Origin of the sequence: Streptomyces sp. DI166 (genome assembly GCF_900091315.1) — a bacterium.
In the GTDB taxonomy this organism is placed as follows: domain Bacteria; phylum Actinomycetota; class Actinomycetes; order Streptomycetales; family Streptomycetaceae; genus Streptomyces; species Streptomyces fuscus.
The window spans coordinates 1-20,521 of record NZ_FLSP01000123.1; the positions used below are offsets into that span (position 1 = coordinate 1).

A 20,521-nucleotide genomic window follows, 5' to 3' on the forward strand; every position below is an offset into this window, starting at 1 on the left:
CCCCCGGCTCGCGGACCTCAGTCGGTGGCGATGGCCCGCAGTACGTTCAGGCGGGCTGCCCGGGCCGCCGGGCGGAGGCCCGCGAGGGCTCCCGCCGTGAGGCCGACCAGGGCCACCAGCAGCAGGCGGAACGGGGGCACCGCGAAGGCGAAGGCGGTGTCGCTCGCCCCGTCCGAGGCCGCCACCAGGACCCAGCCCAGGAAGGCACCCAGGGCCAGTCCGCCCGCCGTACCGAAGGCGGCCACCAGGACCGACTCCCAGCGGACCATCGCCCGCAACTGGGCGCGGGTCTGGCCCACGGCCCGCAGCAGGCCGAGTTCCCGGGTGCGCTCGTGGATCGCCAGGGTCAGTGTGTTGGCGATGCCCAGCAACGCGATGAGGACCGCCAGCGCGAGCAGCGCGTAGACCAGGGTCAGCATCATGTCGATGGCGCCCGCCGAGGACTCGGCGTATTCGTCGCGGGTCTGCACCTCCGGGTTGCCGTAGGCGGCGGTGACCTTCTCGACGGCCGCCTTGCCCTCCTGCGCGCCCACTCCGTCCGCGAACGACACCGCGACCAGCGTGTCCGCGTCCTGTGTGCGGTGCGGAGCCCAGGCGGCGCGGGTGATGACGTAGTCACCGGCGAGTTCGGACTGCCCGTACACCGCGCGGACGGTGAACGCCTCGGTGCTGCCGTCGGTGAAAGTGAGGCGCGCCCGGTCGCCGGTCGCCAGGTTCTGCCGGTCCGCCTCCTTCTCGGTGACGGCGATGCCGTCGGTGCCCAGGCCGCGCAGCGAGCCGCGGATCTCACCGAGGTCGAAGGTCCGTTCCAGGGCCACGGGGTCGGTGACGGTCAGGGCCCGTCCCTCGCCGTTCACCTCGGCCACTCCCCTGCCCAGGCCGACCGCCGTGTCCACCTCGGGAAGGTCCTGCAGCGCGTCGGCGACGCGGGGGCTCAGGCCGCTGCCGCCCGCGCCGAACGAGGGCGCGCTGACGGCGACATCGCCGGCGAAGGAGCGGGAGACGGTCCGGTCCATGGTCGCCTTCAGCGAGGCGCCGAACACCGTGAACAGGGACACCACGGCCACGCCGATCATCAGGGCACCGGCCGTGGCCGCCGTCCGCTTCGGGCTGCGCAGGGCGTTGCGGCGGGCGAGACCGCCGGTGACGCCGCGCAGCCGGTGCAGCGGGCCGCCCAGGACGCGGATCGCCGTGGTGGAGGCGACCGGGCCCAGCACGACGAACGCGGCGAGGGCCAGGACCGCTCCGGTGCCCGCCAGCAGGACGTCCGGGGTGACCAGGACCCCGGACAGGGTGGTGCCGAGCGCGAGGGCGGCGAGGCCGAGTCCGGTGACCGCGCGGGTGCGCGAGGCGCCGGAGGTGTCGACGGCCGTCTCGCGCAGCGCGGCCAGGGGCGCGGTGCGTCCGGCGCGTACGGCGGGCAGGACCGCGGAGGCGAGGCAGACCACGACGCCCACCGCGAGCGGCAGCGCCATCGAGACGGCGCCGATCACCAGCTCGCCCTCGGGGAAGGGGAAGCCGATCGCCGGGAAGAGTGCCTGGAGTCCGGCCGCGATGCCGATGCCGCCGGCCAGGCCCGCCAGGGAGGCGGTGAGCGCCACCGCGGTCGCCTCGACGAGGGTCGCGGCCGTCACCTGGCGGCGGGCGGCGCCGAGCGCGCGCAACAGGGCGTTCTCGCGGGTGCGTTGGGCGACGACGATGGCGAAGGTGTTGTGGATGGAGAAGGTCGCCACGAGGAGGGCCACGCCGGAGAAGACCAGCAGGAAGGTGGTGAACAGGGTCAGGAACTGGCTGGAGATCATCTCGGTGTTCTCCTCGGCCGCCTCCTGGCCGGTGATGGCCTCGACGCCCTTGGGCAGGGCGGGAGTCAGGCGGTCCACGAGTTCCTCCTGGCTGACGCCGGGAGCTGCCCGTACGAGGACGGTCGCCGCCTCGCCGGGGCGGGCGGTGAGGTACTTCTCGGCGTCGGCGCGGGTCATGCCGGTGTAGGTCACCTGGGCCATGCCGTCCTCGCCGCCGAAGGTCGCGAGGCCGACGACGGTCACCTCGACCGGGTCCGGGGTGCGCAGGACGGTCCGGTCGCCGATGCTCAGCCCGCCGCGCTCGGCGGTCCCCCGGTTGACGACGACCTCGCCGGACTTCCGCGGGGCGCGGCCGTCGGCCAGCCGGTAGGCGTTGAGCTGCTCGTCGGTAATCCAGTTGCCCGCCAGGGTGGGCGGGCCCTGGCCGCCGATGGGGTCGCCGTCGCTGCCGACGAGCTGGCCCGCGCCCTCGATGTTGGGCTCGGCCGCGGCCACACCGGGGACCTTCTCGATGGTGTCGGCGAGATCGGTGGCGACGGGTTCGCGGACGCCCTGGCTCTCGCCGGGGGTGGTGATGGCGTCGGCGCTGCGGACGACGGCGTCGGTGCCGCTGGTCGCGTTGCCGAACATGGTGTCGAAGCCGGCGCGCAGGGTGTCGCCCATGACGAGGGTTCCGGCGAGGAAGGCCACGCCGAGGAACACGGCCAGGAAGGTGCCGGCGAAGCGGCGTTTGTGGGCGCGCAGGGAGGAGGCGCTGAGGCGGACGGTGGCGTTCATGACGGCACCTCGACCGGGGCGGGCGCCTCCCGGGAGGAGGGCCCCTCGAAGGCTTTCATGCGGTCCAGGACCTTCTCCGCGGTCGGTGCGGTCATCCGGTCGACCAGGCGGCCGTCGGCGAGGAAGACGACCTCGTCGGCGTGGGCGGCGGCGCCCGGGTCGTGGGTGACCATGACGACCGTGCGCCGTGTCTCGCGGGCCGCTCCGCCGAGCAGGCCGAGGACCTCCTCGCCGGAGCGGGAGTCGAGGTTGCCGGTCGGCTCGTCGGCGAAGACGACGTCGGGGCGGCCCGCGAACGCCCGCGCCACGGCGACGCGTTGCTGCTGGCCGCCGGAGAGCTGGGCGGGCCGGTGGTGGAGCCGGTCGCGCAGACCGACGACGTCGATGAGCGCGTCGATCCACTCCGGGTCGCCGCGATCGCCCGCGAGGTCCAGGGGCAGGCGGATGTTCTCCGCCACGGTGAGCGTCGGCACCAGGTTGAACGCCTGGAAGACGAATCCGACGCGTTCGCGGCGGAGCAGGGTCAGGCGCCGGTCGTCGAGGGAGCCCAGCTCGGTGTCGCCGATGTGGGCGGTGCCCGAGGTGAGGGTGTCGAGACCGGCGGCGCAGTGCATCAGGGTGGACTTGCCGGAGCCGGACGGGCCCATGATCGCGGTGAAGCGTCCGGCCGGGAAGGCGACGCTCACCCCGTCCAGGGCCCGGACGGCGGTGTCACCGCTGCCGTACACCTTCACGGCGTCGACGACACGGGCGGCCGTCCGGGCGGGGGTCGTGGTGGTCATGCCGCACCGCCCTTGCCGGTGCGGCCGAACTGCTCGTCCAGGACGGACAGCCGGCGCCAGTACTCGTCCTCGTCGATCTCGCCGGAGGCGAAGCGGTGGCCGAGCACGGTGATCGGCGAGTGGTCGTCCGCGGCGGGCCTGCGCGGGCCGCCGCGACCGCGCCACACGGTGCGCCGCAGCAGGGTGATCCCGCCGATGACCACAGCCGCCCAGATGAGCGGCAGGAACAGGATCCAGGGGCCGGGACCGCCGTCGGCGAAGTGCGCCAGGGTCTGCATCGTGAGTCATCTCCCGAGTCGGTTCACCGGGATTTCCGGTGCTGCCTCGACGGTCCCTCGCCAAGGGGGTCCCGGTCGTCGTACGGGCAGCGGCAGTGCGCGTACCTCCCGGGGAGTAGGGCGGGGTGGGCGTGCCTGCTCCCGAGGCGTGTCCCACCTGCGGTGGAGCTGGTCGCGAGGCCGAAGGCGGGTGGCGGCCGTAAACGGATGATCCTCTGGGCGCTCGTCCCCGTAGGGTGGTGATCCATGTCCACTGACCACCAATCCACAACAACCACTGTCCAGTTCAACCACACCGCCGTCCTCGCCTCCGACCGCAGTCTGTCCGCCGAGTTCCTCGCTACGGTCCTCGGTCTTGAGGTCGGTGCCCCGTTCGGGCCGTTCCTGCCGGTCGACCTCGGCAACGGGGTCACGCTCGACTACTACGAGATGCGGGACGAGTCGATCCAGTCGCAGCACTACGCCTTCCTCGTGCCCGACGATCAGTTCGACACCATGATCGCCCGGCTGGAGGCGCTCGGCGTGACCTACTACGCCGACCCGAGCCACACCGAGCCCGGGAAGATCAACCGGCTGTTCGGCGGCCGGGGCGCCTACTTCGACGACCCGGACGGCCACAACATGGAGATCATGACGCGGCCGTACGCCCGGCCGTAGCGGGCTCCACGGCGATGTCGACGGCGGGCCTGAGCTTCGCCGCCGCGGCCAGGGCCGGGTGCGCGGGATGCGTGTCGAAGGCAGCCAACAGCGCGGTGTCGGCGAGGACTTGGGCCGCCGGGCAGGCGATCTGCTGACTCGTTGACGATCCCCGACCGGGGGTGACCGTGTTCGCGAGCCGAACGCCACCGACCAGCCGAACGCGAGGTCGGCGGCCCGGCCGACGGATTCGGCGTGGCGGCGCTGTGGAGCCTCACCTCGTCGGCGGCGGCCTACCAGGGCAGCGGTCCCTCGGCCGAGAAGTAGCCCCCGGTCGGCCCGTCCACCCCCACGCGGGCCATACGGACGATGATCTCGGCGCCCTCCTCGACGGTCTGGGTGCCGGTGCGGCCGTTGAGGTCGGTCGCGGTGAAGCCCGGTTCCACGGCGTTGACGCGGATGCGCGGGAACGCCTTCGCGTACTGCACGGTGAGCATGTTCACCGCGGTCTTGGAGGCCGGGTACGCCAGGCCCGGGTAGAAGTGCGCCGGGGAGGCCGGGTCGGACAGGGCGGTCAGGGAGGCCAGGCCGCTGCTGACGTTGACGATCACGGGTGCCGCGGACTTCTGGAGCAGCGGAAGGAAGGCGTGGGTGACGCGTACGACGCCGAAGACGTTCGTCTCGAACACCGCCCGCACCGAGTCCGCGGTGGTGTCGGCGGCGCCCGGCACGCGGTTGTCGGCGTCCCGCTCCTCGATGCCCGCGTTGTTGATCAGGACGTCGAGGCCGCCGTCGGCCTCGATCGTCCGCGCCGCCGCCGTGACGGACGCGTCGTCGGTGACGTCGAGGAGGACGAACCGTGCGCCCAGGCGCTCGGCGGCGCGGCGGCCGCGCTCCTCGTCGCGGCTGCCGGCGTAGACGGTGTGACCTGCTTCGAGGAGACGGCGGGCGGTTTCAAAACCCAGGCCCTTGTTGGCTCCGGTGATGAGTGTGGTGGTCATGCGCCCCAGGCTCCGGCGCGGCGGCCCGGCCGGCCAGGAGTCCCCGCTTCCTGGGACCGCCGGTACCAGGAAGACGGGCCGCGGACGGTGTTCACTGGGGAGCATGACGGCTACCGAGTTCGGGCGGGCGCTGCGCCGGTGGCGGGACCGTGTCCCGCCCGGTGCGGCCGGGCTGCCGTCCGGTGGGCAGCGGCGGGCCGCCGGGTTGCGCCGGGAGGAGCTGGCGCTGCTCGCGGGGATCTCCGTGGACTATGTGACCCGGCTGGAGCAGGGCCGGGCCGTGAACCCGTCGGCGCAGGTCGTGGAGGCGCTCGCGCGTGCGCTGCGGCTGTCCGCCGAGGAGCGGGCGTATCTGTTCCGGCTGGCCGGGCTGGTGCCGCCGGGGCCGGAGACCGTGCCGGGGTATCTCACCCCCAGTGTGCAGCGGCTGCTGGACCGGCTGGTGGGGGTTCCGGTCGGGGTCTACGACGCCATGTGGACGCTGCTGCTGGCCAATCCGCTGTACGCGGCGCTGATGGGTGATCCGTCGGGGCGGCGGGGCCTCGAACGCAACGGCGTGTGGCGCAACTTCCTCGGTCCGGGCAGCCGGGTGCGGCAGACTCCCGAGGAGCGGCGGGAGTTCCAGGCCGCGCTGGTCGCCGATCTGCGCACGACGGCGGCCCGCTATCCGAAGGACCGGCAACTGCAGCTTCTCATCGAGGAGTTGCGGGCGAAGAGCGAGCGGTTCGCGGAGCTGTGGGACTCGGGCGCGGTGGGCACACAGCCGGGCGGTCGCAAGACCGTCGACCATCCGCAGGTGGGCCCGCTGACCCTGGACTGCGACATTCTCTCCGTCGCCGGAAGCGATCTGCGGATCATGGTCTACACGGCCGAGCCCGGCACCGAGGACGCCGAACGGCTCGCGCTGCTCGGCGTCCTCGGCACCCAGTCACTGGTGGGTTAGCGCCCGCAGGGGGTCGTCCAGCACGGGCTGCCAGGCCAGTTCGGCGGCGCCCACCAGGCTGTTGTGGTCCAGGGTGCAGGCCAGGATCGGCACGCCCCCGCTCTGCCCCCACAGGCTGCGGTCCGCGACCACCGCGCGCAGCCGCTCCGGGTCGGCGTCCAGGAGGGTGCGGTGCAGTCCGCCGAGGATGATCCGGTCCGGGTTGAGGATGTTCACCAGACCGGCCAGGCCGAGGCCGAGCCGGTCGATGAGGGCCTCGACGGCGCCGCGGACGCCCGGGGCGTCGTAGTGGTGCCGGATGAGTTCGTTGGCCTGCTGGAGCAGGGACACCTCCGGGCCCGGCTCGCGGCCCGCCGCGGTGAGCAGGGCCAGCGGGTCGGCCTCGACGTCCAGGCAGCCGCGTCCGCCGCAGTGGCAGGGGCGGCCCTCGGGGTTGACGGTGAGGTGGCCGACCTCCAGGGCGAGCCCCGAACTGCCGGTGTGCAGCCGCCCGTCCAGCACCAGCGCGCCGCCCACGCCCCGGTGCCCGGTGGCCACGCACAGCAGGTCCCGGGCGCCGCGGCCCGCGCCGTGCCGGTGCTCGGCGAGCGCGGCGAGGTTGACGTCGTTGGCGGCGAACGCGGGACCGGTGATCCCGGCGTCCCGTACGCACTCGGCGAAGATACGGCGCACCGGGGCGCCCACCGGCCACGCCAGGTGCAGCGGGTTGAGCGCGAGCCCGTCCGGCTCGGCGACCGCGGACGGCACCGCGAGCCCGGCGCCCACACAGCGCCTGCCGGTGGTGCGCAGCAGTTCGGCGCCCGCCTCCACGACCGAGCCGAGGACCTTCGCCGGATCGGCGTCGATGGTCTCGCTGCCCGGCGCGGTGGCGACGATCCGCCCGCCGAGCCCCACCAGCGCCGCCCGGAAGCCGTCGGCGTGCACCTGCGCGGCGAGTACGACGGGCCCGTCCTCGGCGACTTCGAGGCGGTGCGAGGGGCGGCCCTGCGATCCGGCAGCGGCGGCGGGCCGGGCGTCGACCCGGATCAGCCCCAGCGCCTCCAGTTCGGCGGCGACCGCGCCCGCCGTGGCACGGGTCACGCCCAGCTCCGCGGTGAGCACGGCACGGGTCGGGGCCCGACCGGTGTGCACGAGCTCCAGCGCGGGCCCGAGCGCACCGCGTCCCCGGTCCAACCGCGTCCTTGAGGTGGTCCCTTCCCCCGTCGGCCGGGGGTCCGCCTTGCCGCTCATGAGGGGGAGTCTCCCATGATCCGATGTGGTGACCACCTACCGGCCACTGACTCTGAGCGTGACGTTCAGCCGCCCGGCCAGCCCCAACTCGGGCGGCGCCGTGCCCGGGTGCACCTTGGGCACCCCGTGGTAGGCGAGCCGGGAGGGCCCGCCGAACACGAACAGGTCACCGCTGCGCAGCTCCACGTCCGTGTAGGGCCGGGCCCGGGACTCGGTGTTGCCGAACCGGAAGACACAGCTGTCGCCGAGGCTGAGCGACACCACGGGCGCGTCCGACTCCTCGTCGCTGTCGCGGTGCATGCCCATGCGGGCGTCACCGTCGTAGAAGTTGATCAGCGCGATGTCGTACAGCGGTTTCCCGGTCGCCGGCGCCTCGTCGTACGGCACAGTCCCCGGCGCCCCCTCCTCCAGCGCGTCGCGGACCGCGCGCCGCCCCAGCTCGCCCAGCCAGTCCGGGAACGGTTTGACGGGGGTGCCGTCGCCGTCGACGACGGTGCGGGCGTAGCCGTACGGGTACCAGTGCCAGCCGAGGCAGACCTGCCGGGCGGTCATCGTGCCGCCGCCGGGGGTGCGGACCGTGCGCAGCCCGGCCGGGGGTACGGCCCACTCCCGGCAGGCCGCCAGCAGCTCGCGCTGGGCCCGTGCGTCCAGCCAGTCCGGTACGTGCACCGCGCCGGGCGCGATCGTGGTGCGGGGCCTGGGGAACAGCTCGGCGTCCATGGCTCCATCCTGCCTGAGCTGCGGCTCGGCTAGCCTTGACGGACGATGAACGACCCTTTGACGACGCCGTGGGGCGAGCTCGCCCTCACCCGCTTCCCCGTGGACCCGCGTGACCGGCTGCGGGCCTGGGACGCCTCCGACGCCTATCTGCTGAGGCATCTGGCGCAGCGGGACGCCCCGCTGTCCGGCTCGGTCGTGGTGGTCGGTGACCGCTGGGGCGCGCTGGTCACGGCGCTCGCGGAGCACCGGCCGACGCAGATCACCGACTCCCACCTCGCCCAGGAGGCGACCCGGGCGAACCTGGCGCGGGCGGGGGTCGAGCCCGGTGCCGTACGCCTGCTGACCACGCAGGATCCGCCGCCGGAGCGGATTGACGTGCTGCTGGTGCGGGTCCCGAAGAGCCTGGCGCTGCTGGAGGACCAGCTGCACCGGCTGGCGCCCGCCGTGCACGCGGACACGGTGGTGGTCGGCACCGGCATGGTGAAGGAGATCCACACCTCGACGCTGAACCTGTTCGAGCGGATCATCGGGCCCACCCGCACCTCGCTGGCCGAGCAGAAGGCCCGGCTGATCTTCTGCACCCCGGACCCCGGCCCGGAGCGCCCGGAGAACCCGTGGCCGTACTCCTACGCCCTGCCCGGTGACGTCGGCGTCGTCTCCGGTCGTACGGTCGTCAATCACGCGGGCGTGTTCTGCGCCGACCGGCTCGACATCGGCACCCGGTTCTTCCTCGGGCATCTGCCGGACGCGCGGGGCGGCCGGGTGGTGGACCTCGGCTGCGGGAACGGTGTGCTCGGTACGGCGGTGGCGCTCGCCGATCCCACGGCCGAGGTGCTGTTCGTCGACGAGTCCTTCCAGGCGGTGGCGTCGGCCGAGGCGACGTTCAAGGCGAACGGGGTGCCAGGGCACGCGGAGTTCCGGGTGGGCGACGGGCTGGCCGGGGTACCGGCCGGGAGTGTCGACCTGGTGCTGAACAACCCGCCGTTCCACTCCCACCAGGCCACGACCGACGCCACCGCCTGGCGGATGTTCACCGGGGCGCGGCGTGCGCTGCGGCCGGGCGGTGAGCTGTGGGTCGTCGGCAACCGTCATCTCGGCTACCACGTCAAGCTGCGCCACCTGTTCGGTAACTGCCAACTGGTCGCCGGTGACCGGAAGTTCGTGATCCTGAAGGCGGTCAGGCGCGCGGACTGACCACCCGTACGAGCGCCTCCACCGCCCGCACCATCGCCTCCCTCCCGACGCTCAGATAGCGGCGGGAGTCCACCGCTTCGGGGTTTTCCGCGAGGTAGGTGCGGATGGCGCCGGTCATCGCGATGTTGAGGGCGGTACCGATGTTGACCTTGGCGATTCCGCCGGTGACGGCGGCGGTCAGTTCGGCGTCGGGCACGCCCGAGGAACCGTGCAGGACGAGCGGTACGTCCAGGGTGGCGGCGAGCCGTTTGAGGCGGTCGTGGTCGAGGGCGGCGGTGCGGGTGGTCATGGCGTGGCTGCTGCCGATGGCAACGGCCAGGGCGTCGACCCCGGACTCGGCGACGAAGGCCCGCGCCTCGGTGGGGTCGGTGCGGGCGCCGGGGGCGTGGGCGTCCAGGGCCGGTTGTCCGGCCTTGCCGCCGATCTGACCCAACTCGGCCTCGATCCACAGCCCTTGGGCGTGCGCCCAGTCGGCGGCGGCGCGGGTCGCGGCGAGGTTGTCGGCGTAGGGCAGCCGGGCCGCGTCGTACATCACGGAGCTGAATCCGGCGCCGGGGGCCTGGCGCAGCAGGTCGTCGCTCTGGACGTGGTCGAGGTGCAGCGCGACGGGGACGTCGGCGCGTTCGGCGGCGGCGACGGCGGCGCGGGCGAGCGGCAGGAGGCGGCCGTAGCGGAACTTGACGGCGTTCTCGCTGACTTGGAGCACCACGGGCGTCCGCGCCGACTCGGCGCCCGCGACGACGGCCTCGATGTGTTCGAGCGTGATGATGTTGAAGGCGGCGACGGCGGTGCGCCGTGCCGTTGCGGCGGTGACCAGTTCGCCGGTGGTGACCAGGGGCATGGGTGGGCCTTCCGGAACTTTTCGGGGGCGGTCAGGGCGCGAGGATCACTGAGCGGGTCAGGTGCCGCGGCAGGTCCGGGTCCAGCCCGCGGGCCTGCGCCACGGCCACCGCCAGGCGCTGGGCGCGGAGGAGGCCGGCCAGCGGGTCGAGGGCGTCCGCGATCCAGGTGCCGCCCGTGGCGCGGACCTGGTCGGCCAGGCCCTCCGGCGGCTCGCCCAGCATCCAGGTGGCGGTGCCCGTGGTGGTGATGCTGATGGGGCCGTGCCGGTACTCCATCGCCGGGTAGGACTCGGTCCACGCCTGTGCGGCCTCGCGCATCTTCAGCGCGGCCTCGTGGGCGAGCCCGACGGTCCAGCCGCGTCCCAGGAAGGTGAACTGGGCGCAGTCGACGAGCCCTTCGGGCAGCGGGGCGTCGAGCGCGGCGCGGGCGTCGGCGACGACGGCGTCGGTGTGCAGGCCCAGGTGTGCGCGGAGCAGGGTGAGCGCGGTGGTGGCGAACCGGGTCTGCACGACGGACCGTTCGTCGGCGTAGTCGAGGACGATCACGTCGTCCGCCGCCTCCATGACAGGCGTCTCCGGGTCGGCGGTGAGCGCGGTCGTGCGCGTGACGCCCTTCAACTCCCCGAGGAGTTCGAGCACTTCGGTCGTCGTGCCGGAACGGGTCAGGGCGACCACCCGGTCGTAGTGGCGTCCGCGCGGGAACTCCGAGGCGGCGAAGGCGTCCGTCTCGCCCTGGCCCGCGCCCTCGCGGAGCGCGGCGGCGGACTGCGCCATGAAGTACGAGGTGCCGCAGCCGACGATGGCGACCCGCTCCCCCCGAGCGGGCAGCGCCGCGCCGTGCTCCGGGGCCTGGAGCGCGGCTCGGGTCCAGCACTCGGGCTGGCTCGCCAGCTCCTCCTCCACGTGGGTCATGCCCACCCCTCCCTGGGTTTGCTTTTTCTTGCAAGATACAGCGCATTTTCAAGCAGAATCAAGCATCCGGGCGGAGAACGGGTGCGCTAGGGTCGCCGGAGAGATCGAGAAACGGAGGCGCGGATGTCACGCGACGCCCGCTGGAAGGCGCTGCTGGAACTGCTCGTGGAGCGCGGCCGGCTGGATGTCGAGGAGGCGGCGACCGAGCTGTCGGTCTCGGCGGCCACGATCCGCCGGGACTTCGACCAGCTGGCCGAGCAGCAGATGCTGGTGCGCACCCGTGGCGGCGCGGTCGTCCACGGCGTCTCCTACGAGCTGCCGCTGCGCTACAAGACCGCCCGGCACGCCTCGGAGAAGGAGCGCATCGCCAAGGCGGTGGCCGCCCTGGTCTCCCCCGGCGAGGCGGTCGGCCTCACCGGCGGCACCACGACCACCGAGGTCGCCCGCGCCCTCGCCGTACGCGGGGACCTGGCCACCGGCTCGCCCGCACTGACGATCGTCACCAACGCCCTCAACATCGCCAACGAACTGGCCGTGCGCCCCCAGTTCAAGATCGTGGTGACCGGCGGGGTCGCCCGCCCCCAGTCGTACGAGCTGATCGGGCCGCTCGCCGACGGGGTGCTCGGCCAGATCACCCTCGACGTGGCGGTGCTCGGGGTCGTCGCCTTCGACGCCACGCACGGGGCGGCGGCCAACGACGAGGCGGAGGCGGCCATCAACCGGCTGCTGTGCGAGCGGGCCGGGCGGGTGATCGTGGCCGCCGACTCCAGCAAGCTGGGCGGCAGGGCGTTCGCCCGGATCTGTGACGCGAGCACGGTGGACACGCTGGTCACCGACGCGGCGGCCGGAGCGGACACCGTCCGGCGCTTCCAAGAGGCAGGCGTCGAGGTCGTCACGGTCTGATGCCGTTACGCCCTCGCGGGCGACCCCTTTCCGCCTACGCTGGTGACGTGGCGGTGTCGGGGGCCCCAGGGAGGCTGCGATGAGCGGAACTGCACCGAACGACCAGGACGGCCCGGCCGCCGCACGCTATCTGCCGATCGCCGAGCACGGCCTGATCGGCGATCTGCGCAGCGTGGCCCTGGTCGGGACCGACGGCACGATCGACTGGTACTGCTGCCCCTCCTTCGACTCGCCGAGCGTCTTCGCGGCGATCCTGGACGCCGAGCGGGGCGGCGCCTTCGAGCTGGCGGCGGCCGTGCCCGCGCGGACGAAGCAGTTCTACTTCCCGGACACCAACGTTCTGATCACCCGCTTCTTCACCGAGGACGGCGTCGGTGAGGTGCAGGACTTCATGCCCGTCGACGGCGACTCGGTGGAGATCGAGCGGCACCGGCTGATCCGGCGCGTGCTGTGCGTACGCGGCTCCATCCCGTTCCGCGCCCGCGTGGCCCCGCGCTTCGCGTACGGCTCCCAGCCGCACACCGTGCGGATGGTCGGCGACGTCGCCGTGTTCGATTCCAGCAAGCTCTCCCTCGGCCTGACCGCGACGGTGCCGCTGGAGCCCGACGGGGCGGACGTACGGGCCGAGTTCAAGCTCGCCGAGGGCGAGACGGCGGTGTTCGCGCTCGACCAGGTCGGTGGCGAGGTGAGCCCGCGCCGGTGCGCGATGACGGAGGCGGAGGAGCAGTTCAACACCACGGTCGCCTACTGGCGGCACTGGCTGTCGTCGTCCAAGTACCGGGGCCGCTGGCGGGAGATGGTGCACCGCTCGGCGCTCACCCTCAAGCTCCTCACCTACGCGCCCACCGGCGCCATCGTCGCCGCGCCCACCACCAGCCTGCCCGAGCAGATCGGCGGCGAGCGCAACTGGGACTACCGGTACGTGTGGGTGCGCGACGCGGCGTTCTGCGTGTACGCGCTGCTGCGGCTCGGCTTCACCGGTGAGGCCGAGGCGTTCATGAACTTCGTGATGCGGCACATCAGTCCGGGCGACGGCAAGCCCTCGGGGCCGCTGCAGATCATGTACGGCATCGACGGCCGCACCGACCTCACCGAGCGCGACCTGGACCACCTGGAGGGCCATCAGGGCTCGGCGCCGGTGCGGATCGGCAACGCCGCAGCCGAGCAGCTCCAACTGGACATCTACGGCGCGCTGATCGACTCCATCTACCTCTACGACAAGTGGGCCAAGCCCATCTCCAGCGACCAGTGGGACGACGTGTGCGCGCTGGTGGACTGGGTGTGCGAGCACTGGGACCAGCCCGACGAGGGCATCTGGGAGACCCGGGGCGGGCGCAAGAAGTTCCTGTACTCGCGGCTGATGTGCTGGGTGGCGATCGAGCGGGCGATCCGGATGGCCACCCGCCGGGGGCTGCCCGCCGACATCGTCCGCTGGCGCGACAGCCGGGACACCATCTACCGGCGCATCATGAGCCACGGCTGGTCCGACGCCCGGCAGGCGTTCGTCCAGCACGAGGAGGACGACGTGCTGGACGCGGCCGTCCTGATGATGCCGCTGACGAAGTTCATCGCGCCGACCGATCCGAAGTGGCTGTCCACGCTGGACGCCCTCACCCAGGAGCTGGTGTCGGACTCCCTCGTCTACCGCTACGACCCGCTCGCCAGCCCCGACGGACTGCGCGGCGACGAGGGTACCTTCTCGATCTGCTCCTTCTGGTACGTCGAGGCCATGGTGCACGCCGGCCGGGTGGACGAGGCCCGGCTGGCGTTCGAGAAGATGCTCACCTACGCCAACCATCTGGGCCTGTACGCCGAGGAGATCAGCCACACCGGTGAGCAACAGGGCAACTTCCCGCAGGCGTTCACCCATCTCGCGCTGATCAGCGCGGCCTTCAACCTGGACAAGGCGCTCGGCTGACTCAGTGCCCGTGGCCGGGGGTCTCCTCGTGGCCGGCCTCCGGCTGCTCCTCCGGGGCGGCCGGTGCGCCCTCGGTGCGGACCGTGAAGGCGGCGGTGCGGACCTTCCCGTCGTGCTTGAAGTCGAGGAAGAGCCGGTAGGAACCGCTGCTCGGCGCGGTCGCGGTGAAGGAGACGGCGGGGCCGGGTTCGGTGCTGCCGTCGCCGGGTTCGCCGTTCGGGTGGACGTGCAGGTAGGCGAGGTCACCGGAGCGCAGGGCGACCAGGTGGCCGTAGGCGCCGAGGTAGGGCTGGAGGTCGGTGACCGGCTTGCCGTCGCGTGAGACGTGCAGCTTCAGCTCGCTCGCCCTGCCGGGGCGCAGGGTGCCGTTCAGGCGGACCTGGTAGCCGGCGACCTCTGCGGTGGCCTTCGGGGCCGGCAGGTGCTCGGGCCGGTAGGAGCCGGAGGCGGCGAGGTCGGCGCCGAGGGTGAGGTTCTCGGCACCCTTCTTCGCCGGGGTGAAGTCGGCGAAGACGCGGTAGCCGCCCGCGCGGGGCAGGTCGACGGGGGTGCTCCAGGTGCCGTCGGCGGCGCGGGTGGGGTGCAGATGGCGGTAGGTGACCAGGTCACGGGAGGCCACGATGAGGTGGAGCTCCTTCTCGTGCTCGCGCTGGAACGCCTTGACCGCGCGGCCACTGCTGTCCCGTATGACGAAGCGCAGGTCGGAGCGGTCGCGGGCGGGGACGGTCGGGGTCTTCAGATCGAGGGTGTAGCCGCCCTCGGAGATCTGGAGTCCCCCGGCCGCGGCCTGCACCGCTCCCCCGTCCCCGCCATGCCCCTCCGACGCCCCGCTGTGGCTCTCGTGCCGCGCGACGGGCTTGGGATCCTCGTCGACCGGTCCCACTCCCTTGCCGACGCCGTAGGCCGTACCGAAGGTGGCGGCCAGGCCCGCGGCGAACGCGGTGATCTTCAGTCCGGCATGCATGTCGATCTCCTCGGTCTCAGCTTCCGATGCCGCTCACGATACCCCTAGGGGGTATGAAGTCAACCTCTGGACAGACTTGCGTCTGCTACCCCCCAGGGGTATACATGGACCCACCGGCAGGAATACCCCCACCGGGTATACAGAAGCCAGAGCAACAGTCGATCCAGGAGGCACTCCATGTCCACCCAGACGATCACCACGTACGCCGTCTCCGGCATGTCCTGCGGCCACTGCAAGGCCACGCTCACCAAGGTCATCGGCGAGCTGGACGGAGTGACCGGCGTCGAGGTCGACCTCCGGGCCGGTCAGGTCTCCGTCAGCAGCAGCACCGAGCCGGACGACGCGCTGATCGCCGAGGTCGTCGACGAGGCCGGATACGAAGTCACCGGCCGCGCCTGACACCGCCCGCCCGCACGAGGAGCAGAGATGACCACCATGATCGACACCGAACTCACCATCGGCGGCATGACCTGCGCCTCGTGCGCGGCGCGCATCGAAAAGAAGCTCAACCGCATGGACGGCGTGACCGCCACCGTCAACTACGCCACCGAGAAGGCGAAGGTCTCCTACGGCGCCGGCGTGTCCGTCGACGACCTGATCGCGACCGTGGAGGCGACCGGGTACACCGCCCAACTGCCCTCACCGGAACCGGAGAAGGCACCGGAGAGCGACGAACTCCGGCCGTTGCGGGAGCGGTTGATCACGGCAATCGTGCTTTCCGTCCCGGTGGTCGCCATGGCGATGGTCCCGGCGCTCCAGTTCGAGTACTGGCAGTGGCTCTCGCTGACCCTGGCGGCGCCGGTCGTGACGTATGCCGCCTGGCCGTTCCACCGGGCCGCGTTCACCAATGCCCGGCACGGCGCGGCCACCATGGACACCCTGATCTCGGTCGGTACGTCGGCCGCGTTCCTGTGGTCGCTGTGGGCGCTGTTCTTCGGCACCGCGGGCGAACCGGGGATGACGCACCCCTTCGAGCTGACCATCTCCCGCAGTGACGGGTCGGCCAACATCTATCTGGAGGCCGCCGCCGGGGTCACCGCCTTCATCCTCGCCGGGCGGTACTTCGAGGCACGCTCCAAGCGGAAGGCGGGCGCGGCACTGACGGCGCTGCTGGAGCTGGGCGCCAAGGACGTCACGCTGATCGGTGCCGACGGTTCCGAACGGACCGTGCCGGTGGACGGGTTGAAGGTCGGCGACCGCTTCCTCGTACGCCCCGGCGAGAAGATCGCCACCGACGGCACCGTCGTCGAGGGCTCGTCCGCGGTGGACGCCTCCATGCTGACCGGCGAGTCCGTACCGGTCGAGGTGGGCGTCGGTGACGCCGTCACCGGTGCCACCGTCAACGCGGGCGGACGTCTGGTCGTCGAGGCGACCAGGGTCGGCGCCGACACCCAGCTGGCGCGGATGGCCCGGCTGGTCGAGGACGCGCAGAACGGCAAGGCCGCGGCGCAGCGGCTCGCCGACCGGATCTCGGCGGTGTTCGTACCGATCGTGATCGCTCTGTCGCTGGGCACCCTCGGCTTCTGGCTGGGCAGCGGCGCGGGCACGGCCGCCGCGTTCACGGCCGCGGTGGCGGTCCTGATCATCGCCTGCCCCTGCGCCCTGGGCCTCGCCACGCCCACCGCGCTCATGGTCGGCACGGGGCGCGGCGCCCAGCTCGGCATCCTGATCAAGGGCCCGGAGGTACTGGAGTCCACCCGCAAGGTCGACACCGTCGTCCTCGACAAGACCGGCACCGTCACCACCGGCCGGATGACCCTGCTGGCCGTGCACACCGCCGACGGCACCGACGAGGCCGAGGTACTGCGGCTGGCGGGCGCCCTGGAGCACGCCTCCGAGCACCCGGTCGCCCGGGCCGTCGCGGACGGCGCGATCCAGAAGTTCGGCTCGCTCCCGGCGCCCGAGGACTTCGCCAATGTGCCGGGGCTCGGCGTGCAGGGCGTCGTGGACGGACACGCCGTGCTGGTGGGCCGGGAACGGCTGCTTGAGGAGTGGGCCATGGAGCTGCCGCCGAGGCTGGCGGCGGCCAGGTCCGAGGCCGAGGCGGGCGGCCGTACCGCCATCGCCGTGGCCTGGGACGGGGAGCCGCGGGCGGTCCTGGAGGTCGCCGACGCCGTGAAGGAGACCAGCGCGGAGGCGATCACCCGGCTGCGGGCGCTGGGCCTGACGCCGATGCTGCTCACCGGGGACAACCGGGCCGTCGCCGAGTCCGTGGCCCGGCAGGTCGGCATCGCTCCCGAGCACGTCATCGCCGAGGTGATGCCGCAGGACAAGGTCGACGTAGTCAAGCGGCTCCAGGCGGAGGGGCGTTCGGTGGCCATGGTCGGCGACGGCGTCAACGACGCGGCGGCGCTGGCCCAGGCCGACCTCGGTCTGGCGATGGGCACCGGTACGGACGCGGCGATCGAGGCCGGCGACCTGACCCTGGTCCGCGGCGACCTGCGCGCCGCGCCGGACGCCATCCGCCTGGCCCGCCGGACGCTGGGCACCATCCGCTCCAACCTGTTCTGGGCCTTCGCGTACAACGTGGCGGCGCTGCCGCTGGCCGCGGCGGGGCTCCTGTACCCGATGCTGGCGGGGGCGGCGATGGCCTTCTCGTCGGTGTTCGTGGTCGGCAACTCCCTCCGCCTGCGCTCGTTCCGGGCAGCCGACTGAGGGCAACGGCCTTGCGCCCGGCCACTCTTGCCGAGTGGCCGGGCACAGGGCTGTACGGGCGCGGGACGCGGTGCGCGGGACGCCGCCCGCATCACGCGTCTGCTGCGCGCGGCCGACTGACTACAGGGGCGTGGGGCATGCCGCCCCGGCGAGCGAGCATCGCTCAAAGCGGCGCCCCGGGCCGAGCCAGCCCCAACGGCCACGGCTGGTCCCACTCAGGCACCGACCCCCGGCAGCACCCGCACCCCCTCAGCCACCAATCGCGCCGGCTCATCCGCCAACTCGGGCAGTCCTCCATACGGCGCCCCGGCCGAGCCGACCCTCCGACGGACGCACCCGCCCCCTCAGCCCCCCACCCGTCGCAGCACCCGCACCCCGTCCGCCGCCAACCGCTCCGGCACGTCTGCCAGATCGGGCAGTTGTTCGATGTGGTGGACCCCGGGCGGAAGCTGCCCCCGCAGCAGTTCGCCCGCGATCTCGGCCGCCACCAGCCCTGTCACCCGGCTCTGCTCTCGTCCGGTGAGGGCGAACGCGGCGTGGTCGTCGTCGCGCCAGGCATCCGCACGGAGGGCGAACGCGTCCGCGCCGACGTGGACGCGGCTGAAGGCGCCGGTGAGAGTGCGCCGCAGCGGGGCGCGGTGCTCGCCGCGCAGGAGACCCGTGCCGCGCAGGGCGAAGAGGGCGGCGGTCAGGGGGCGGGAGTCCAGGCAGAGGCGGGTCGTCGCCTCCGGGACGCCCAGGGTGCGGCGCAGGGTGTGCTGGTCGGAGAAGGGGAACGGGTAGGCCAGGTGGGTGCCGTGGCCGGGCAGGAAGACGGAGCGGGGCGCTGCCGTCACCGGTTCCGTCAGGCCCTCGACGGTCCAGCGCACGGCGTCCGTGCCGTGGCGTTCCCCGGAGCCGAGCAGCACCGTGACATCGAGCCGCTGGGCGCCGCCGACGGCCTCGTGGGCCCGGTGGGCGAGCAGGTTCGTCAGGCCGGGCGCGACGCCCACGCTCAGCACCCCCGTGGCACCGGCGGCGGCCGCGACGCCGTCCAGGTCGGCGACCGCGTCGAGGAGGTCCCGGGTGGCGTTGACGTCGACCAGGTCGATCCCCCGCTCCAGACAGACACGGGCGAGCAGGGCGTCCTCGGGCTCGACGCAGAGCACCACCACGCGCACGTCGCCCAGCTTGTCCAGCGTGCGCCGCAGTCCGTCCAGGTCGCTTACGTCGACGCGGACTCCGCCGAGGCGCCGGGCCCGGACCTCGTTGCGGCCCGCCGGGATCACCCGCCCGGGAAGCCGTTCCTCCAGCCGGCTCCCTACCGCGCTGCCCACGGCGCCGTAGCCGCCGATGACGAGAATCCGGCCACTCGTATCTCCAGTAGTCATACGCGTCAACGTAGGGCACTCGGCTCGCTCTTGTGGTCGCGGAGCCCCCTGCCGCCGCGTCCGAAGGCGTCAGTCCTCGCCGTACGGCAGTGTCGTCCCCGGTACCCCGTACTCGTCCCGTCTGCCGCACATGCCGAAGCCGCCGTGGCGGGTCGGGGTCGCGGAGTGGGCGGTGGAGTCGTCGAGGTAGGCGGGGTCACCCTCCACGAGGGCGTCCAGGTGGGCGCCGGTGCGCCGGGCCGCGGCCAGGGCGCCCTCCTGCCACAGTGCGCGCCACGCCGGCACCTTGTCGCGGACGAGGCGGGCCGCGGCGCTCTGGAAGGCGCGGTACGGGCCGGTGTCGCCCGCGGCAAGAGCCTCGCGCAGGACGAGGTAGCCCTCGACGGCGAGGTCCCTGCGGCGCCGGGCGGCCTCGGCGGTGTCGGGTCCCGTGCCGGGCGGGAGCGTGGCCGCGGCGCGGTACCGGTCGGGGTCGGCGAGCACCTCGGGCGGGAAGGTGAACACCGCGTCCCCGGCCTCGGGCAGCCCGCTGTTCTGCATCAGCACGGTGACGCGCAGGTCGCCGCCCTGGACCATGCGGTGCACGGTGCCGGGGGTGAACCAGGCGAGCGAGCCGGGCTCCAGCGGGATCTCCCGGTAGCCGTCGGCGCCGAGGGTCTGCACGGCGCCCCGGCCGCCGGTGACGACGTACGCCTCGGTGCACACCAGGTGCAGATGCGGGCTGCCGCCGCAGACGCCGTCGGCGGCCTCCCAGTCGTAGGCGCTGAGGTGGGACAGGCCGACCGCGCCGGGCAGCGGGTTCGGCAGGGCGGGGTTCACCACGGCAGGCCGGCCAGGTGCTCGGCCACGCGCTCGGTGTCCCAGGCGCCGTCGGCGATCACCACCCGGTAGCGGTAGCCGAAGGACTCGCCCGGCGCCAGCGCGAACTCGTCGAAGAACGCCCAGGAGAACGCGACGGTCGGGAAGGGCTCGGAGCGGACGAACCAGTGGGATTCGTGGACGGCCTCCTCGTTCTCCGGCGCGTGCGCGAAGACGACGGTGGAGTGCGCGTCGATGTCGTCGTGCTCGGTGGTGAAGGCGAGCCAGGGGCCCTGCGAGCCCATCAGCTTCTCGGCGCCGGTGCCGGGCGCGAAGACCGTGCCGCCGGTGAAGTCCCGCGGCCCGCGCCACTGGAGTCCGGTGTATCCGGCCATCTCGCGTCCCGCGGTGGTCGGGGAGCCGAAGACCAGCGGCGCGGAGCGGGTGTTGGTGAGCCGGATCGACCAGTCCAGGGCCCAGGATCCGGTCTCCTCGTCGACGGAGTGCACGGTCAGGCCCCGCTCCTCGCGCGCCCACTCCTCGCCGCCGTTCTCCACCCAGGTCAGCTCCTCGGTGACGGCGAGCCGGACGTCGCTCACCGCGAACGCGGAGAAGCCGTCGTGCCGCATCGAGCCGACCCGCTCCGGCAGCCGCCGGTAACCCTCGCCGTGGACATAGGAGTTGCCGCCCCAGAAGTTCTGCCCGGACAGATGGCTCGCGGTCATCTGCAGGCCCTTGTGCCAGCGGTGGTCGCTCGGCCGGTAGCCGGTGACCGTGTGCCCGGCGAGGGTGCGCA

General features: G+C 73.0%; 19 protein-coding genes. 7 read left to right on the forward strand and 12 right to left on the reverse strand.

Annotated elements, in window-relative coordinates:
* Positions 1-17: 17 nt before the first annotated feature.
* Genes GA0115233_RS35775 through GA0115233_RS35785 form a run of 3 tightly spaced genes read right to left on the reverse strand, consistent with a single transcriptional unit; the run spans position 18 to position 3,639 of the window.
* Complete coding sequence (locus GA0115233_RS35775; RefSeq protein ID WP_093724504.1) at positions 18-2,579, reverse strand: ABC transporter permease; 2,562 nt, start codon at positions 2,577-2,579, stop codon at positions 18-20.
* On the reverse strand, positions 2,576-3,361 hold the full coding sequence (locus tag GA0115233_RS35780; RefSeq protein WP_093724505.1) for an ABC transporter ATP-binding protein: 786 nt from the start codon (positions 3,359-3,361) through the stop codon (positions 2,576-2,578). The genes GA0115233_RS35775 and GA0115233_RS35780 overlap by 4 nt, the downstream gene beginning before the upstream one ends.
* Complete coding sequence (locus tag GA0115233_RS35785) at positions 3,358-3,639, reverse strand: SHOCT domain-containing protein (protein WP_093724506.1); 282 nt, start codon at positions 3,637-3,639, stop codon at positions 3,358-3,360. The genes GA0115233_RS35780 and GA0115233_RS35785 overlap by 4 nt, the downstream gene beginning before the upstream one ends.
* A gap of 246 nt (positions 3,640-3,885) precedes the next feature.
* On the opposite strand from GA0115233_RS35785, the gene GA0115233_RS35790 reads away from it, so the two are divergent.
* Positions 3,886-4,296, forward strand: coding sequence for a VOC family protein (locus tag GA0115233_RS35790; protein ID WP_093724507.1), 411 nt, complete (start codon positions 3,886-3,888; stop codon positions 4,294-4,296).
* Between the two features lie 272 nt (positions 4,297-4,568).
* On the opposite strand, the gene GA0115233_RS35795 is transcribed toward GA0115233_RS35790, so the two are convergent.
* A complete protein-coding gene (locus GA0115233_RS35795) occupies positions 4,569-5,276 on the reverse strand; it encodes an SDR family oxidoreductase (protein ID WP_093724508.1) in 708 nt (235 codons plus the stop codon).
* A 103-nt stretch (positions 5,277-5,379) separates the two neighbouring features.
* On the opposite strand from GA0115233_RS35795, the gene GA0115233_RS35800 reads away from it, so the two are divergent.
* A complete protein-coding gene (locus GA0115233_RS35800; RefSeq protein ID WP_093724509.1) occupies positions 5,380-6,219 on the forward strand; it encodes a helix-turn-helix transcriptional regulator in 840 nt (279 codons plus the stop codon).
* Here the strand turns inward: GA0115233_RS35800 and GA0115233_RS35805 are convergent.
* Positions 6,205-7,449: an ROK family protein gene (locus tag GA0115233_RS35805; protein ID WP_093724510.1), complete on the reverse strand. Its 1,245-nt coding sequence runs from the start codon at positions 7,447-7,449 to the stop codon at positions 6,205-6,207. The genes GA0115233_RS35800 and GA0115233_RS35805 overlap by 15 nt on opposite strands.
* Before the next feature lie 36 nt (positions 7,450-7,485).
* Positions 7,486-8,169, reverse strand: coding sequence for an alpha-ketoglutarate-dependent dioxygenase AlkB family protein (locus tag GA0115233_RS35810; RefSeq protein ID WP_093724511.1), 684 nt, complete (start codon positions 8,167-8,169; stop codon positions 7,486-7,488).
* Positions 8,170-8,214: 45 nt separating this feature from the next.
* Between GA0115233_RS35810 and GA0115233_RS35815 the strand changes: the two genes are divergently transcribed.
* Positions 8,215-9,363 (forward strand): methyltransferase, encoded by a 1,149-nt coding sequence (locus GA0115233_RS35815; protein ID WP_176712057.1) that lies wholly within the window; start codon positions 8,215-8,217, stop codon positions 9,361-9,363.
* Here GA0115233_RS35815 and GA0115233_RS35820 read toward each other — a convergent pair.
* Positions 9,347-10,204 carry a class II fructose-bisphosphate aldolase gene (locus tag GA0115233_RS35820; RefSeq protein ID WP_093724513.1) on the reverse strand — a complete coding sequence of 286 codons (858 nt, stop codon included), beginning with the start codon at positions 10,202-10,204 and terminating at the stop codon, positions 9,347-9,349. The two genes, GA0115233_RS35815 and GA0115233_RS35820, sit on opposite strands and share 17 nt — an antisense overlap.
* 31 nt (positions 10,205-10,235) lie before the next feature.
* Positions 10,236-11,117, reverse strand: a complete 882-nt coding sequence (locus GA0115233_RS35825; RefSeq protein ID WP_093724514.1) for an SIS domain-containing protein — start codon at positions 11,115-11,117, stop codon at positions 10,236-10,238.
* Positions 11,118-11,240: 123 nt separating this feature from the next.
* On the opposite strand from GA0115233_RS35825, the gene GA0115233_RS35830 reads away from it, so the two are divergent.
* Both GA0115233_RS35830 and GA0115233_RS35835 read left to right on the forward strand, forming a co-directional pair.
* On the forward strand, positions 11,241-12,020 hold the full coding sequence (locus GA0115233_RS35830) for a DeoR/GlpR family DNA-binding transcription regulator (RefSeq protein WP_093724515.1): 780 nt from the start codon (positions 11,241-11,243) through the stop codon (positions 12,018-12,020).
* 79 nt (positions 12,021-12,099) lie between these two features.
* Positions 12,100-13,938 (forward strand): glycoside hydrolase family 15 protein, encoded by a 1,839-nt coding sequence (locus GA0115233_RS35835; RefSeq protein ID WP_093724516.1) that lies wholly within the window; start codon positions 12,100-12,102, stop codon positions 13,936-13,938.
* A 1-nt stretch (position 13,939) separates the two neighbouring features.
* Here GA0115233_RS35835 and GA0115233_RS35840 read toward each other — a convergent pair whose 3' ends face one another.
* Complete coding sequence (locus tag GA0115233_RS35840) at positions 13,940-14,902, reverse strand: hypothetical protein (protein WP_093724517.1); 963 nt, start codon at positions 14,900-14,902, stop codon at positions 13,940-13,942.
* A gap of 177 nt (positions 14,903-15,079) precedes the next feature.
* Here GA0115233_RS35840 and GA0115233_RS35845 point away from each other — a divergent pair, with 177 nt between their 5' ends.
* Positions 15,080-15,301, forward strand: a complete 222-nt coding sequence (locus tag GA0115233_RS35845) for a heavy-metal-associated domain-containing protein (RefSeq protein WP_093724518.1) — start codon at positions 15,080-15,082, stop codon at positions 15,299-15,301.
* Positions 15,302-15,328: 27 nt separating this feature from the next.
* A complete protein-coding gene (locus GA0115233_RS35850; protein ID WP_093724519.1) occupies positions 15,329-17,557 on the forward strand; it encodes a heavy metal translocating P-type ATPase in 2,229 nt (742 codons plus the stop codon).
* Positions 17,558-17,901: 344 nt separating this feature from the next.
* Here GA0115233_RS35850 and GA0115233_RS35855 read toward each other — a convergent pair whose 3' ends face one another.
* From GA0115233_RS35855 to GA0115233_RS35865, 3 genes are all read right to left on the reverse strand, one after another.
* Entirely contained in the window at positions 17,902-18,927 is a 1,026-nt protein-coding gene (locus GA0115233_RS35855; protein ID WP_255310463.1) for a saccharopine dehydrogenase NADP-binding domain-containing protein, read from the reverse strand.
* Between the two features lie 69 nt (positions 18,928-18,996).
* Positions 18,997-19,749 carry a cupin domain-containing protein gene (locus GA0115233_RS35860; protein WP_093724520.1) on the reverse strand — a complete coding sequence of 251 codons (753 nt, stop codon included), beginning with the start codon at positions 19,747-19,749 and terminating at the stop codon, positions 18,997-18,999.
* Positions 19,743-20,521 (reverse strand): DUF6807 domain-containing protein (locus GA0115233_RS35865; RefSeq protein ID WP_093724521.1); only part of this gene is annotated, 779 nt, incomplete at its 5' end. The genes GA0115233_RS35865 and GA0115233_RS35860, both read right to left, overlap by 7 nt.